The following is a 14071-nucleotide window of genomic DNA, read 5'->3' on the forward strand; positions in this document are numbered from 1 at the left end:
CGCAGTCAGTGGGCCGCCGGCAGGACGGTCCACCACCAGGTACGGGTCGAGTGCGCGAACATGTGCCGCACCCTACCGCACGCGCACCTGAGCGCGGGGTCGTCTCACCTGTCGAGCCGGGGCGAAAAGGACTCGACACGACCCCGTAATGTTGAGGGCGTGACCGTGAACGCTAAGACCAGCGCGAGCGCTGGCAACACCTGGCGAGACCTGCCCGCGGCGCAGCAGCCCGAGTACCCCGACACCGAGGCTCTGCGCGCAGTCGTTGCGGAGCTGGAGTCGTATCCGCCGCTCGTCTTCGCGGGCGAGTGCGACCAGCTGCGCGCCCGGATGGCTGCCGTCGCCAAGGGAGAGGCGTTCCTCCTCCAGGGCGGCGACTGCGCCGAGGCCTTCGACGCGGTCTCGGCGGACCACATCCGCAACAAGCTGAAGACGCTGCTCCAGATGGGCGCCGTGCTGACGTACGCCGCGTCCGTCCCCGTCGTGAAGGTGGGCCGGATCGCCGGCCAGTACTCCAAGCCGCGCTCCAAGGGCACGGAGACCCGCGACGGCGTGACCCTGCCGACCTACCGCGGCGACTCGGTCAACGGCTTCGACTTCAACGAGGCCGCCCGGATCCCGGACCCCGAGCGCCTGAAGCGCATGTACCACGCCTCGGCCTCCACGCTGAACCTGGTGCGCGCCTTCACCACCGGCGGCTACGCCGACCTGCGCCAGGTGCACGCCTGGAACCAGGACTTCGTGAAGTCCTCCCCCTCCGGCCAGCGCTACGAGCAGCTGGCCCGCGAGATCGACAACGCGCTGAACTTCATGCGGGCCTGCGGGACCGACCCGGAGGAGTTCAAGACCGTCGAGTTCTACTCCTCGCACGAGGCGCTGCTGCTGGACTACGAGGCGGCCCTGACCAGGGTCGACTCCCGCACCGGGCAGCTGTACGACGTCTCCGGGCACATGGTGTGGATCGGTGAGCGCACCCGGCAGCTGGACCACGCGCACATCGAGTTCGCCTCGAAGATCCGCAACCCGATCGGCATCAAGCTCGGCCCGACGACCACGGCCGAGGAGGCGCTCCAGTACATCGAGCGCCTCGACCCCGACCGTGAGCCGGGCCGGCTGACCTTCATCGTCCGCATGGGCGCCGACAAGGTCCGCGACAAGCTGCCCGAGCTGGTCGAGAAGGTCACCGCGTCCGGCGCGGTGGTGGCCTGGGTGACCGACCCGATGCACGGCAACACCTTCGAGGCGGCCTCCGGGCACAAGACCCGCCGCTTCGACGACGTGCTCGACGAGGTCAAGGGCTTCTTCGAGGTCCACAAGGGCCTCGGCACGCACCCGGGCGGCATCCATGTGGAGCTCACCGGTGACGATGTCACCGAGTGCGTCGGCGGCGGCGACGAGATCTTCGTCGACGACCTCCACCAGCGTTACGAGACGGCCTGCGACCCGCGCCTGAACCGCAGCCAGTCCCTCGACCTGGCGTTCCTCGTGGCGGAGATGTACCGGGACCAGTGACCTTCCGGTCAGCGGAGTGGGGCGCGGATCACATGCGATCCGCGCCCCACTCCACTTTTGTCGGCACCGAGTGCCGGGTAAGGTTAGGTTAGCCTTATTGATCTCGGCGGGAGGTGAATCCGCGTGTACGTCTGCAGCTGCTTCGGAGTGACTGAAGCGCAGGTCCAGCAGCACGTGGACGACGGAGCCTCCACGCCGCGCCAGATAGCCTCCGCCTGCAAGGCCGGCACGGACTGCGGCTCGTGTGTCCGCCGTATCCAGGCGATCCTCGGCCGGGGCACCTGCCCGCGCCGCGAGCTCGCCGATCAGGGCCGGCCGGTGCTGGCCTCGCTGGACGGGCTGGAAGAAGCCGCTTAGTTCCCGGGCCGCTCGGTTCCCGGGCCGCCCGTGTTCTCGGGCCGCTCGGTTCTCCGGTCGCTCAGCTCTCGGGCTGTTCGATCAGCTGCGCGATGTACAGGGCGTCTCCGAGCTTCTCGACCAGCTCCAGCTGGGTGTCGAGGTAGTCGATGTGGTGCTCCTCGTCCTCCAGGATGGACTCGAAGATGTTCGCCGAGGTGATGTCGCCCTTCTCGCGCATCACCTTGATGCCGCGCTTGAGGCGGTCGATCGCCTCGACCTCGATCTGCCGGTCGGCCTCGAACATCTCCTTGACGGTCTGGCCCACCCGCACATGGAACAGCCGCTGGTAGTTCGGCAGGCCCTCGAGGAACAGGATCCGGTCGGTGAGCACCTCCGCGTGCTTCATCTCGTCGAAGGACTCGTGCCGCGTGTACTTCGCGAGCTTCGTCCAGCCGAAGTTCTCCTGCATCTTGGCGTGGAGGAAGTACTGGTTGATCGCGGTGAGCTCGCCGGTGAGCTGCTCGTTCAGGAACTCGATGACCTCGGGGTCGCCCTGCATCGCCAAGGCTCCTTCCACCTGGGGGGATCGGGGAGGTTGCCGCCGCATGATTGCACCGGTGAGGAAGATCGTCCAGTAAGTGCGTACTTAGTAAGTAAGTGCAGGCTTGGTCGGTGTTGCCCGATTCGGGACATGGCCGGTCATGTGCACTGTGTCGGGTCTGTCAGGATGGAGGCATGGGTCAGCCGGTGGAGCGGGAATCTGGAGAAGCAGCGGCGTCCGAGCTTCCCCCGGGACAGCGACTCCAGCGCGGCTGGCCGGTCACCCACTACGGGCCGGTCCCGAAGTTCCGGCCCGAGCGCTGGGATTTCCGGGTCTTCGGCGGCACCGCCGACGGGGAGAAGCGCTCCTGGAACCATGAGCAGTTCACCGCCCTCCCGTACACCACCGTCGTGGCCGACCTGCACTGCGTGACGAAGTTCAGCATGCTCGGCGCCGAATGGGGCGGGGTCCCGGCCCGGACCGTCCTGGAGATCGCCCCGCCCGCCGCCGACGTCACCCATGTGATGGTGTGGGCGGAGTACGGCTTCAGCTCCAACCTGCGCCTGGCGGACTTCGCCGCCGAGCGCACGATCTTCGCCACCCACAAGGACGGCGAACTCCTCACCGCCGAGCACGGCTTCCCCGTCCGGCTCGTCGTGCCCCACCTGTACGCCTGGAAGGGGCCCAAATGGGTCCGCGGCGTCGAGTACATGACCGCCGACCGCCGCGGCTTCTGGGAGGAGCGCGGCTACCACAACATCGGCGACCCCTGGAAGGAGCAGCGCTACTCCTACCAGGAGGAGCCCGGGGACGGCCCCGAGCTCTGAGCCTCAGTGGTGGTGCCGGTGCACCACCGCATGGCCCTTGCCGCGCCCGATCATCCACTTGTTGACCGGCACGGTCACCACGAAGGCGATGGCCAGCGAGACCGCCAGCGATCCCCAGAACAGCACGTCGGAGAGGGTCGCGTCCATGGCGTCCGGCCACAGCGCGATCACGCCGTTGTCGATCAGCTCCATCACCGCGATGGACAGCGTGTCGGCGGCCAGTGCCACCCGCAGCGCGGCGCGGAAGCCGAGGCCGGCCCTCAGCACCCCGCGCAGGGTGAGCGAGTAGCCGAAGAAGAAGGCCAGGACGATCGCCAGCACCGTGGTCGGCAGATTGCCCCAGCCCAGCGCGGTGCCCACGACCATGCCGAGCACCTCGCCGATGGCGCATCCGGTCAGGCAGTGCAGGGTGGCCTGGGCCGCCATGGCCCAGGTGGCGGCGGGTGCCGCGGTGGGGTGGACGTGTGCGGTGTGCGTCTCGTGCTCCATGGGTGCCCCCAATGCCGGATGACCATTCCTGTGCCGCTCGCCTCCAGCAACCGTATACCCCCCTGGGGTATTCCCGAACGCCCGCCCGGCGCTACCCGTCCCGCAGTCGCTTCAGCCGCTCCACGTCCGCCGCGTGGCCCTCCTTGCCGCCGGGCGTCTCGATGACCAGCGGTACGCCCTCGGTCGCCGGGTGGGTCATCAGCGCGCGGAAGGGGTCCTCGCCGATGTGGCCGGCGCCGATGTTCTCGTGCCGGTCCTTGTGGGCGCCGACCACGTCCTTGGAGTCGTTGGCGTGGATCAGCTTCAGCCGGCCCTCCCCGACGGTGTCCACCAGCAGGTCCAGCGTCCGGTGCATCCCCGACGGGCCGGTCAGATCGTGCCCCGCGGCGAAGATGTGGCAGGTGTCCAGGCAGACGCCGAGCCGGGGATGCGCGTCCAGCGCCTCGAAGTACGGCCCGAAGTCCCAGGTCCGGGAGCAGAGCGAGGAGCCCTGCCCGGCGGTGGACTCCAGCAGCAGGAACGGGTCGTCGTCGTGGGTCAGCTCGTCCAGCAGCGGCAACAGGTGTTCCCGCACCTGCTTCAGCGCCACGGACCGCTCCCGCCCGCCCGTCGCGCTCCCCGTGTGCACGACCACCCCCAGCGCACCGATCGCCCGCCCCCGGCGCAGCGAGTGCCGCAGCGACTCCACCGACCGCTCCACCGTCGCCTCGGTGTGCGACCCGAAGTTGATCAGGTACGGCGCGTGCACGTACGCCGGGACCGCCTCCGCCGCGCAGGCCTCCCGGAACGCCTCGTCCTGGGCCGGGTTGCCCGCAGGAGTGGCCCAGCCGCGCGGGTTGGCGACGAACACCTGGACCGTCTCGGCCTTCAGGTCACGGGCGTACGACAGGCCCACGGAGTGCAGTCCGCCGGCCACGGGGACATGGCCGCCGACGGGGTTGCGGGAGGGGAAGGGCGCTGCTGGGCGGGGTTGCTGACTCACCCGTTCAGGGTGTCATGCGGTGCCCGCGCCCCCGTCACCGGATGGTCAGCGTGATCGTCGAACCCTTGGGCGCGGTGTCGCCGCCGTCCACCGACTGCTTCTTCACCGTGTCGCCGAACAGCCCGAGCAGCCCGCGGTCCTCCTTGACCTGGAAGCCGGCCTGTTCGAGCGCCGTCCTCGCGTCGTCGACGCCGTCCCCGACCACGTCCGGGACCTCGACCATCTCCGGACCCTTGGACAGCGTCAGCGTCACCGTGTCGCCGTCGGCGGCCTGGCTGTCGGCCTCGGGGGTCTGCGCCGCCACCTGGCCCTTGTCGAACTCGGAGGTGACCTGCTCGGCGGAGACCCGCACCGTCAGACCGGCCTCCTCCAGATCGGCCTTCGCGTCGTCCAGGTCCTCGCCGGTGACGTCCGGGACGTCGACCGCGCGGCCCTTGCTCACGACGATCGAGACCGCCGAGCCCGCCCGGCGCTCCGTGCCCGCCTCGGGGGAGGTGCTGATCACGAAGCCCTTGATCACGTCGTCGCTGAACTCCTCGGTGACCTGCCCCGGCTCCAGCCCGTCCGACGTCAGCAGCCCCTTGGCCTTGTCCAGCCGGGACCCCGTCACATCCGGCACCTTCACCGTCTGCGGGCCGTCGGAGACGGTGAGCGTGACGGAGTCGTGCTTGCGGATCCGGGAGCCGGGCCCGGGGTCCGTGCTGATCACGGTGCCCCGGTCGACGGTGTCGCTGTAGGCGTGCCGGACCGCGCCCACCTCGAGCCCGGCGGCCTCCAGCCGCTGCTCCGCCTTCGCCCGCGACTGCGTGAGCACCGCCGGCACCTTGGTGAACTGCCCGGAGTTGATGTACCAGACGCCGGCGCCGACCCCGATCACCAGCAGGACGACGGTGACGAGGGCGACCAGCCCGCGCCGGGGCCGCGCCCCGCGCCGGCGGGGAGGCAGCGGAGGGGGACTCTGGAACCGGGAGGTCCGGTTGACCTCGTCCGGGCCGAAGCCCTCCTCCTCGCCGATGGGCAGGGGCCGGGGCACGGTCAGCGAGCGGGGGATCACGCTCGTGCGGTCCTCGGCGTTGTCGTGGGCGGCGGACACGGCCTGCGGAGGCACGGCGTCGAGCTGCTCCTCGGTCAGCCCGGCGCGGGCGTCCCGCACCTCGCCGAGCAGCGCGACCGCGTCCTGCGGCCGGACCTCCCGGGTGCGGGCGGTGGCCGACGCGACCAGCTCGTCCAGCGCGCGCGGCAGACCGGGGACCCCGGAGGAGGGCGGCGGTACGTCCTCGTGGAGGTGCTTGTAGAGCACGATCGCGGGGGATTCGCCGTCGTGCGGCTTCTCCCCGGTGAGCATCTCGTAGAGCACGACACCGCACGCGTACACGTCCACCCGCGGGTCGGCGGCGCCGGGCGTCTCGATCTGCTCGGGCGCGAGATAGGCGACGGTCCCGAGCACGGCGCCGGTGGTGCTGGTCACGGTGTCGACGGACCGCACCAGCCCGAAGTCCGCGACCTTGACCCGCCCGTCGTCCCCTATCAGCACGTTCTCGGGCTTCATGTCACGGTGCACGAACCCGGCCCGGTGCGCGGCGCCGAGCGCGGCGAGCACCGGCTCCAGGATGTCGAGCGCGGCCCTCGGCTGGAGCGCCCCGCGCTCGCGCAGCACGTCCCGCAGGGTGCAGCCCGCGATGTACTCCATCGCGAGATACACGTACGACCCGTCCGTACCCTGGTCGAACACCTGCACGACATTGGGGTGGGCGAGCCGTGCGACGGACTTGGCCTCCCGGATGAACCGCTCGACGAACGACCCGTCGGCCGCGAGCGCCGGGTGCATCACCTTGAGGGCGAGCACACGGTCGAGGCGGGTGTCCACGGCCCGGTAGACCGTGGCCATCCCGCCCACGGCGATCCGCGCGTCGATGCGATACCGCCCGTCGAGCACCTGCCCGACCAGAGGGTCCTGAAGGGTCGTGTCCACGCAGCGAGTCTACGAGCCACGACCGACACCCCACCCGTACCCACTCATTCGGAGCACGACTGCAGCCGACCTGTGACGCGCGGCGCGGGGGTGGCGGGGGTGGACAAGGCGAGAGGGAACGTCAGAACGCGGGGCGCTCGGGGTCCAGCACGGCCAGACCCTCCGCGGGAGACGACGCCTGAGCGAAGTAGCGCCGGGGGATGCGCCCCGCCAGCCGCGCCAGCCGGCCCGCCTCGACGCCCGCCCGCATCGCCGACGCCATCCGCTCGGGATCAGGCGACCGCGTCACCGCCGTCGCCAGCATCACCCCCGCGCACCCCAACTCCATCGCCAGCGCCACGTCCGACGCCGTCCCGGCCCCCGCGTCCAGGATCACCGGCACCCCCGCCCGCTCCACGATCAGCTGGAAGTTGTGCGGGTTGCGGATGCCGAGCCCCGACCCGATCGGCGAACCCAGCGGCATCACCGCCGCGCAGCCCACGTCCTCCAGCTTCCGCGCCAGCACCGGATCGTCGTTCGTGAACGGCAGCACCGTGAACCCGTCGTCCACCAGCGTCTCCGCCGCCTCCAGCAACTCCACCGGATCCGGCAGCAGCGTCCGCTCGTCGGCGATGACCTCCAGCTTCACCAGCGACGTCCCGAGCGCCTCCCGCGCCAGCCGCGCCGTCAGCACCGCCTCCCCGGCCGTGAAGCACCCCGCCGTATTGGGCAGCACCCCGATGCCCAGCCGCCGGAGCACCGACAGCACCGAGCCCTGCACCCCGGGGTCCACCCTGCGCATCGCCACCGTCGTCAGCTCGGTCCCGGACGCCACCAGCGCCCGCTCCAGCACCTCCAGGCTCGGCGCACCTCCCGTGCCCATGATCAGACGCGACGAGAAGGACGTACCGCCGAGGAGGAACGGATCGTCGGACATGGCGCTCACCCTCCCTGCACCGCGGTCAGGACCTCCACCCGGTCGCCCTCGCGGAGCGGCGTCGCCGACCACTCCGCACGCGGGACGACCGTCTCGTTCAGCGCGGCCGCCACCCCGGAGGGCGCCGCCGTCAGGGACCGTACGACACGGTCGAGGCCCGTACCGGGAGCGACCACCCGCCGCTCGCCGTTCACCGAGATGTTCATACGAGCTGCTCCGTCCGGGCGGCGGCGCCGAAGCGCCGGGGGGTGAAGGGGCGTGCCTCGTCCGGGAGTTCACCGCTGACCAGGGCATGTGCCAGGGCGTCCCCGGTCACCGGCGTCAGCAGCACCCCGTTGCGGTAGTGCCCGGTGGCCAGCAACAGTCCCTCCAGCGCGGTCGGCCCGAGCAGCGGCGCGTTGTCGGGGGAGCCGGGCCGCAGTCCGGCGCGCGTCTCCGTCAGCGGCAGTTCCGTGATCCCCGGCACCAGTTCGTGGGCGTCGCGCAGCAGTTCGTACACCCCGCCCGCCGTCACCGACGTGTCCCAGCCGAGTTCCTCGCTCGTGGCGCCCACGACCAGCTCGCCGTTCTCCCGGGGCACCAGATACACCTGGCTGCCGCGCACCACGGCCCGCACGGTACGGCTGAGGAACGGGGCGTACCCGGCCGGCACCGTCAGCCGCAGCACCTGCCCCTTCACCGGCCGCACCGGCGGCAGTACGTCCTCCGGCACCCCCGCCAGCCGCCCGCTGAGGCTCCCCGCCGCCAGCACCACCTGCCCCGCCGCCAGGGCCGTGCCGTCATCGGTGACGACCCCCGCGGCCCGTCCGCCCGTCACGGACAGCCGCTCGGCCCACGCCCGGTGGAGGACCACCCCGGCCCGCTCGCACGCCACGACCAGCGCGTCGGACAGCCGCCGGGGATCGATCTGGTGGTCGCCGTCCACCCGCAGTCCGCCCCGCACCCCGGGCGCGAGCATCGGCTCCAGGCGCCGGCACTCCCGCCCGCTCAGCCATTCCGACTCCAGCCCCGACCGCGCCTGCAACGCGTGCAGTTCGCGCAGATGGGCGCGGTCGTCGGCGTCCAGCGCCACCGCGAGCGTGCCGCACCGGCGGTAGCCGAGGTCCCGCCCGGTCACCTCCGTCAGCTCGGCCGCGAAGTCCGGATACCGGCGGGCCGAGGCCAGGTTGAGCCCCAGCAGGGTCTGCTCGCCGTGGTGCAGTTCGGTGACGGCGGCCAGCATCCCGGCCGCCACCCGCGCGGCCCCACCGCCCGGTTCGGGGTCCACCACCGTCGTGGCGAACCCGCGCTGCGCGGCCCGCCACGCCGTGACCAGCCCGATGATCCCGCCCCCCACGACGAGGACGTCGGATGTACGTGTACGCGACATGGGCGTCCAGCCCCTCCCTTCGCCGGCATGACCCGGATCAGGTTCGTACGGTCGGAGGCCGGCCAGCCTCCCTCTCAGCCCGGTGCGTCCGGACTCCCGCGAGTGCTCTACGTTGGCCACACCCTAGCCCGTGCTTCCGTGCCCCTGTAAAGGGAGCCTCCCGCCCCGTAAGGAGCCCCCTGCCCATGCCCCGCTCGCTCGACGGCCTCGTCCTCGCCCCCGTCGCCGACCAGGCCCCGGGCCAGGTCGGCACCCGCACCCGCTTCACGTACCACGAGGCGGACGGCGTGATCTGGGCGGACTACGCGGGCGGCGACGTCGTACGCGGCCATCTCGTGGGTACCCGTGAGGGGGACCGGCTCGACTTCCGGTACGTCCAGCTCAAGCAGGACGGCACGACCTCCTCGGGGCACTGCGTCTCGACGGTCCTCGCCCTGCCGGACGGCCGGGTGCGGCTGGAGGAGACCTGGTCCTGGGAGTCGCAGGAAGGCAGCGGCACCAGCGTTGTGGAGCAGGTCACGGAGCACGACGGCTGACTGACGGAACGTCAGGTGTCTATGGTGATCAGGTGAGCGAGCTGAACAGGGAAGAGGACGGACGGCCGGGGCGGCGCGTGGTCGTCGTCGGCGCGGGCATGGCCGGGGTGCAGACCGCGGTCGCCCTGCGCGAACAGGGCTTCGACGGCACCGTGACACTGATCGGCGCGGAGCCCCACCAGCCCTACGACCGGCCGCCGCTGTCCAAGGCCGTACTCCTCGGCAAGGCCGAGGGCTCCGCCTTCGACGTCGACTTCGAGGGGCTCGGCATCGACCTGCTGCTCGGCCGCGAGGTCCTCGGCCTGCGCCCCGCCGACCACGAGGTGGACACCGAGGCCGGGCCCGTCCCCTACGACGTCCTCGTCCTCGCCACCGGCGCCCGGCCGATCCGGCTGCCGGGCGCCGACGGCGTGCCCGGCGTCCATCTGCTGCGCACCCTGGACGACGCCGAACGCCTGCGGCCCGTCCTCGCCGGCGCGCACGACGTCGTGGTCGTCGGGGCCGGCTGGATCGGCGCCGAGTTCGCCACCGCGGCCCGCGAGGCCGGCTGCGCGGTCACCGTCGTCGAGGCCGCCGACCGGCCGCTCGCCGGCGCCCTGCCGGCCGAGGTCGCCGCCCCGATGACCTCCTGGTACGCCGACAGCGGCACCGACCTGCGCACCCACACGCGCGTGGCCCGCGTCGAGCCCGGCGCGGTCGTCCTCGACGACGGCACCCGGCTGCCCGCGGGCGCCGTCGTCGTCGGCATCGGCGCCCGCCCCGCCACCGCCTGGCTGACCGGCTCCGGCGTCGCCCTGGGCCCCCACCACGAGGTCCTGGCCGACGACCGGCTGCGCACCTCCGTCCCGGACGTGTACGCGGTCGGCGACTGCGCCTCCTTCCCCTCGGCGCGCTACGGCGAGCGCCTCCTCGTCCACCACTGGGACAACGCCCTCCAGGGGCCCCGCACGGTCGCCGCCAACATCATCGGCACGGCCACGGACGAGCCCCCGGCCGTCTACGACCCCGTCCCGTACTTCTGGTCCGAGCAGTTCGGCCGCTTCGTCCAGTACGCCGGCCACCACACCGCGGCCGACCGCCTCGTCTGGCGCGGCGACCCGACGGGCCCGGCGTGGAGCGTCTGCTGGCTCCGCGACGGCCGTCTGACCGCTCTCCTGGCGGTGGGGCGCCCCCGCGACCTGGCCCAGGGCAGGCGGCTGATCGAGTCGGCCACCCGCATGGACGCGACGGCACTGGCGGACCCGGCCCGCCCCCTGAAGACCGCGACCGCCTGACCCACGGACACGTGCGGCTCCGCCGCGCGGGCGCGACCTGCCCCCCAGGCGGCCGCACCCGGAGGACGACCCATCGCGACCCACGGGAAGATGCGCCTACCCTTGACCCCGTGACCGAGATTGACGCAAAGACCGATGCTCTCGTCCCTGCCTGGCTGACCGTGCCCGACATCGCGGAGATGCTCGATGTCGACGTGATCCGCGTCCGGCAGCTGATCAAGGAGGGCCAGCTCATCGCCGTACGCCGCGGGGAGAACCGCGCGCTGCACGTCCCCGCCGCCTTCATCGACGGCGACAAGGTCGTCAAGGGCCTCGCCGGGACCCTGACGCTGCTGCGGGACGACGGCTTCACGGACGAAGAGATGCTGGAGTGGCTCTTCACACCCGACGACAGCCTGCCCGGCACCCCCGCCCAGGCCCTCAGCGAGAATCGCGGCACGGAAGTGAAGCGCCGCGCCCAGGCGCTCGCCGTCTGAGCCGGCCGTACCGACACCACGGGGGACATCGATGACCGACACCGCTCGCGCGCGCCTGGCCGACGCCCGGCTGTACCTGTGCACGGACGCCCGCACCCGCCAGGGCGACCTCCCGGAGTTCCTGGACGCGGTCCTCGCGGGCGGTGTCGACATCGTCCAGCTGCGCGACAAGGGCATGGAGGCCGCCCAGGAGCTGGAGCTGCTCGCGGTGTTCGCCGAGGCCTGCGCCCGGCACGACAGACTCCTCGCGGTCAACGACCGGGCCGATGTCGCCCACGCGGCCCGCGCCGACGTCCTCCACCTCGGCCAGGGCGACCTGCCGGTGCCCGCCGCCCGCGCGATCCTCGGCGACGACGTGCTCATCGGCCGTTCCACCCACTCCGAGGCGGAGGCGGAGGCCGCCGCCGTCCAGGAGGGCGTGGACTACTTCTGCACCGGCCCCTGCTGGCCCACCCCCACCAAGCCCGGCCGGCCCGCCCCCGGCCTCGGCCTGGTCCGGCACACCGCCGCCCTGGGCACCGACCGCCCCTGGTTCGCGATCGGCGGCATCGACCTCGGCACCCTCGACGAGGTGCTGGAGGCCGGAGCCCGCCGTGTCGTGGTCGTCCGGGCCCTCACCGAGGCGGACGATCCGGGCGCGGCCGCGGCGGAGTTCGCGAAGCGGTTGCGCCACCCGGGGCTCTAGGACGCCTCTTCGCCTGTCTGGCCGAATGTCTGCCCGTATGCCTGTCCGGATGTGTGTCCAATGGGTGGACAACGGGCCGACAATTCGGGCAAATATCCGGCATCCGGTTGGGTGACCGTCGGGCCCTGGTTAACCTGCGGGTATGGCCCTCGGAACCGCATCCACCCGGACGGACCGCGCACGCACCGTGCGTGACATCCTGGCGACCGGCAAGACGACGTACTCGTTCGAGTTCTACGCGCCGAAGACGCCCAAGGGAGAGCGGAGTCTGTGGGACGCGCTCCGCAGGGTCGAGGCGGTCGCCCCCGACTTCGTCTCGGTGACGTACGGCGCCGGTGGCTCCACCCGGGCGACCACGGTCAAGGAGACCCAGCAGATCGTCGTCGACACCACCCTCACCCCGGTGGCGCACCTCACCGCGGTCGACCACTCCGTCGCCGAGCTGCGCAACATCATCGGCCAGTACGCCGACGCCGGAATCCGCAACATGCTCGCGGTGCGCGGCGACCCGCCCGGCGACCCGATGGGCGACTGGGTGCCCCATCCGCAGGGGCTCACCTACGCCGCCGAGCTCGTCCGGCTCATCAAGGAGTCGGGCGACTTCTGCGTCGGCGTCGCCGCCTTCCCCGAGATGCACCCGCGCTCCGGCGACCGGGACACCGACGTCGCGCACTTCGTCGACAAGTGCCGGGCGGGCGCCGACTACGCCATCACGCAGATGTTCTTCCAGCCCGAGTCCTATCTGCGGCTGCGCGACCGGGTCGCGGCGGCCGGCTGCGACACCCCCGTCATCCCGGAGGTCCTGCCGGTGACCAGCGTGAAGATGCTGGAGAGGCTGCCCCGGCTCAGCAACGCGCACTTCCCGGACGTCCTGAAAGAGCGGATCCTCACAGCCAAAGAGGATCCGGCCGCTGTACGCTCCATTGGCATCGACTTCGCCACGGAGTTCTGCGCTCGGCTTCTCGCCGAGGGAGTGCCCGGACTGCACTTCATCACGCTCAACAACTCCACGGCGACACTGGAAATCTACGAGAACCTGGGTCTGCACCACCCGCCGCAGGCCTAGACCGGTCGCACCGATTTACGACACACTGCGTAGCGGCCACTGGGAGAGGGGCGTACATGGGCTGGACGGTCCTCTACATCGCGTTCGGCATCGTCGCGCTGTGGCTGCTCGGTGAGGTGCTGCTGCAGTACAAGGCGCGCCTGCGCTGGCGACTGCTGGCCTTCGTGGGCTTCCTCGGTGTCGTGCTCGGTGTGCTGATCCCCTCGGTGATCGTCATCGGGCTGGGCGCGGCCGCCTTCGCGGTCGGCCAGACGTACGTCACGCTCTCCTTCCGCCGCGGTTTCGCCGAGGGCTGGGCCGTGCGCCGCGGCGACGGCGAGGGACCGCTCCCCAAGGGCTTCGGCAAGGGCTTCGGCAAGGGCCGCCGCACCAAGGACGACCGCGAGGACGAGGACCTGGACGGCGCCGAGCCGGGCAGGGGCAGCCTTCCCGGTTACGGCGACCTCGACCCCTCCTCGTTCGGCGGCGACGGCCCGGCCTACGGCCAGGACAAGGGCGCGGGCGCCTTCGCCGAGGACGACTACGACCGCGACGACGTCTTCACCCCGGCCGCCCGCCCGTCCCAGGCCGCCGCCGCGGAGACCACCACGGTCTACTCGCCGCAGCCCATGCCCGACGACACCAACGCCTACGGCATATACACCGACGCCGCGTACGAGGAGGCCACCGGCCGGTCCCAGGACCAGTACGCGACGGCCGCCCAGGGCACCGACCAGGGCTACGGCTACGACGGCTACTCCGGGTACAACCAGCAGCAGTACGGCTACGACACCACCGGCGAGCAGCAGTACGCCGCCTACTCCGACCCCTACATCGGCACCCAGACGTACGGCGGCGGCTCCTACGACGGCAGCTACGACCAGCAGCAGTACGGGCAGCAGGGCTACGGCCAGGAGCAGTACGGCACCGGCGGCGCCGGGGGCTACGGGGAGACCCCCGCGGGCGGTGTCTGGGTCCCGCAGCAGCGCACCGACGACCCCTTCGGCGGTGACGTCCCGCCCGAGCAGCAGCAGTACCCGTACCAGGGGGACGCCCGGCAGGGCCAGCAGGACAACGGGTACGACGACCAGCAGTACCGCTTCTGACG

Annotated in this window: 16 protein-coding genes and 1 riboswitch; of the genes, 9 read left to right on the forward strand and 7 right to left on the reverse strand. The window is 71.8% G+C overall.

The features are described from left to right. The first annotated feature begins 159 nt into the window (after positions 1-159). Both U5640_RS33025 and U5640_RS33030 read left to right on the forward strand, forming a co-directional pair. A complete protein-coding gene (locus tag U5640_RS33025; RefSeq protein WP_067245155.1) occupies positions 160-1512 on the forward strand; it encodes a 3-deoxy-7-phosphoheptulonate synthase class II in 1353 nt (450 codons plus the stop codon). A gap of 123 nt (positions 1513-1635) precedes the next feature. Beyond that, positions 1636-1869, forward strand: coding sequence for a (2Fe-2S)-binding protein (locus U5640_RS33030; protein ID WP_340380678.1), 234 nt, complete (start codon positions 1636-1638; stop codon positions 1867-1869). Between the two features lie 61 nt (positions 1870-1930). Here the strand turns inward: U5640_RS33030 and bfr are convergent, their stop codons facing one another. Further along, positions 1931-2410 carry a bacterioferritin gene (gene bfr, locus U5640_RS33035; protein ID WP_055637255.1) on the reverse strand — a complete coding sequence of 160 codons (480 nt, stop codon included), beginning with the start codon at positions 2408-2410 and terminating at the stop codon, positions 1931-1933. A 176-nt stretch (positions 2411-2586) separates the two neighbouring features. Here bfr and U5640_RS33040 point away from each other — a divergent pair, with 176 nt between their 5' ends. Further along, positions 2587-3219, forward strand: coding sequence for a sulfite oxidase-like oxidoreductase (locus U5640_RS33040; RefSeq protein WP_340380681.1), 633 nt, complete (start codon positions 2587-2589; stop codon positions 3217-3219). A 3-nt stretch (positions 3220-3222) separates the two neighbouring features. Here U5640_RS33040 and U5640_RS33045 read toward each other — a convergent pair whose 3' ends face one another. The 6 genes from U5640_RS33045 to thiO all read right to left on the reverse strand — a co-directional run bounded on the left by U5640_RS33045 (position 3223) and on the right by thiO (position 8947). Beyond that, positions 3223-3708: a DUF4396 domain-containing protein gene (locus U5640_RS33045; protein ID WP_340380684.1), complete on the reverse strand. Its 486-nt coding sequence runs from the start codon at positions 3706-3708 to the stop codon at positions 3223-3225. Between the two features lie 91 nt (positions 3709-3799). After that, complete coding sequence (locus U5640_RS33050) at positions 3800-4690, reverse strand: deoxyribonuclease IV (protein ID WP_340380686.1); 891 nt, start codon at positions 4688-4690, stop codon at positions 3800-3802. Between the two features lie 34 nt (positions 4691-4724). Then, positions 4725-6662, reverse strand: a complete 1938-nt coding sequence (pknB, locus tag U5640_RS33055) for a Stk1 family PASTA domain-containing Ser/Thr kinase (protein ID WP_340380688.1) — start codon at positions 6660-6662, stop codon at positions 4725-4727. Positions 6663-6783: 121 nt separating this feature from the next. Further along, a complete protein-coding gene (locus tag U5640_RS33060) occupies positions 6784-7578 on the reverse strand; it encodes a thiazole synthase (protein ID WP_340380690.1) in 795 nt (264 codons plus the stop codon). Between the two features lie 5 nt (positions 7579-7583). After that, the gene (thiS, locus tag U5640_RS33065) at positions 7584-7784 is read right to left on the reverse strand and encodes a sulfur carrier protein ThiS (RefSeq protein ID WP_340380692.1); all 201 of its coding nucleotides are present in this window, start codon (positions 7782-7784) and stop codon (positions 7584-7586) included. Beyond that, entirely contained in the window at positions 7781-8947 is a 1167-nt protein-coding gene (thiO, locus tag U5640_RS33070; RefSeq protein WP_340380694.1) for a glycine oxidase ThiO, read from the reverse strand. Before thiO ends, thiS begins: the two co-directional genes overlap by 4 nt. Continuing rightward, a riboswitch (TPP riboswitch) is annotated at positions 8945-9057 on the reverse strand. It overlaps the preceding gene by 3 nt. Before the next feature lie 75 nt (positions 9058-9132). On the opposite strand from thiO, the gene U5640_RS33075 reads away from it, so the two are divergent. The 6 genes from U5640_RS33075 (at position 9133) to U5640_RS33100 (ending at position 14069) form a co-directional block, all read left to right on the forward strand. Next, positions 9133-9483 (forward strand): hypothetical protein, encoded by a 351-nt coding sequence (locus U5640_RS33075; RefSeq protein WP_340380696.1) that lies wholly within the window; start codon positions 9133-9135, stop codon positions 9481-9483. A gap of 77 nt (positions 9484-9560) precedes the next feature. Continuing rightward, entirely contained in the window at positions 9561-10757 is a 1197-nt protein-coding gene (locus tag U5640_RS33080; RefSeq protein ID WP_340385478.1) for an FAD-dependent oxidoreductase, read from the forward strand. Between the two features lie 110 nt (positions 10758-10867). Then, complete coding sequence (locus tag U5640_RS33085; protein ID WP_055638238.1) at positions 10868-11233, forward strand: Rv2175c family DNA-binding protein; 366 nt, start codon at positions 10868-10870, stop codon at positions 11231-11233. 31 nt (positions 11234-11264) lie between these two features. Continuing rightward, entirely contained in the window at positions 11265-11918 is a 654-nt protein-coding gene (thiE, locus tag U5640_RS33090; protein WP_340380699.1) for a thiamine phosphate synthase, read from the forward strand. Between the two features lie 142 nt (positions 11919-12060). Further along, positions 12061-12984, forward strand: coding sequence for a methylenetetrahydrofolate reductase [NAD(P)H] (gene metF, locus U5640_RS33095; RefSeq protein WP_340380701.1), 924 nt, complete (start codon positions 12061-12063; stop codon positions 12982-12984). Between the two features lie 56 nt (positions 12985-13040). Further along, complete coding sequence (locus tag U5640_RS33100; RefSeq protein ID WP_340380703.1) at positions 13041-14069, forward strand: hypothetical protein; 1029 nt, start codon at positions 13041-13043, stop codon at positions 14067-14069. Positions 14070-14071: the final 2 nt, after the last annotated feature.

The sequence above is a fragment of the Streptomyces sp. SS7 genome, assembly GCF_037993025.1.
Classification (GTDB): domain Bacteria; phylum Actinomycetota; class Actinomycetes; order Streptomycetales; family Streptomycetaceae; genus Streptomyces.